Below are 753 nucleotides of genomic sequence, written 5' to 3'. Positions count from 1 at the left end.
CTCAACGCGACCGACAACACGTTCGTCGCGATCGCGGCGGCAGTCGCGGCGGGCGCCGTCATCGGCTTCGTCAACGGCGCGGTGATCGCCTATCTGCGGATCAACGCGCTGATCACGACGCTCGCGACGATGGAGATCGTGCGCGGGCTCGGCTTCATCGTGTCGAAGGGGCAGGCGGTCGGCGTGTCGTCGGATACCTTCATCGCGCTCGGCGGGATGTCGATGTTCGGCGTGTCGCTGCCGATCTGGGTCACGCTGCTGTGCTTCATCGGCTTCGGCGTGCTGCTGAACCAGACCGTGTACGGCCGCAACACGCTCGCGATCGGCGGCAACCCGGAGGCGTCGCGGCTCGCCGGCATCAACGTCGAGCGCACGCGCGTCTACATCTTCCTGATCCAGGGCGCGGTGACCGCGCTCGCGGGCGTGATTCTCGCGTCGCGGATCACGTCGGGCCAGCCGAACGCGGCGCAGGGCTTCGAGCTGAACGTGATTTCCGCGTGCGTGCTGGGCGGCGTGTCGCTCGCGGGCGGACGCGCGTCGATCTCGGGCGTCGTGATCGGCGTGCTGATCATGGGCACCGTCGAGAACGTGATGAACCTGCTGAACATCGATGCGTTCTATCAATATCTGGTGCGCGGCGCGATCCTGCTCGCCGCCGTGCTGCTCGACCAGTTGAAGAACCGCGGCGCGCACCAGATATTGATAGAACGCATCGATGTTCAGCAGGTTCATCACGTTCTCGACGGTGCCCAT

The 753-nt window shown here is 65.7% G+C and carries 1 protein-coding gene; it reads left to right on the top strand.

The window, feature by feature from the left end; translation table 11 throughout:
• On the top strand, window positions 1-753 hold a 753-nt coding region (gene araH, locus ACU8YE_RS23745; RefSeq protein WP_446929781.1), incomplete at both ends, for an L-arabinose ABC transporter permease AraH.

It is taken from the genome of Ralstonia sp. VS2407 (genome assembly GCF_052950655.1).
Note: the sequence above shows the minus strand (reverse complement) of the source record. Positions and strands in the feature narration are given on the sequence as shown.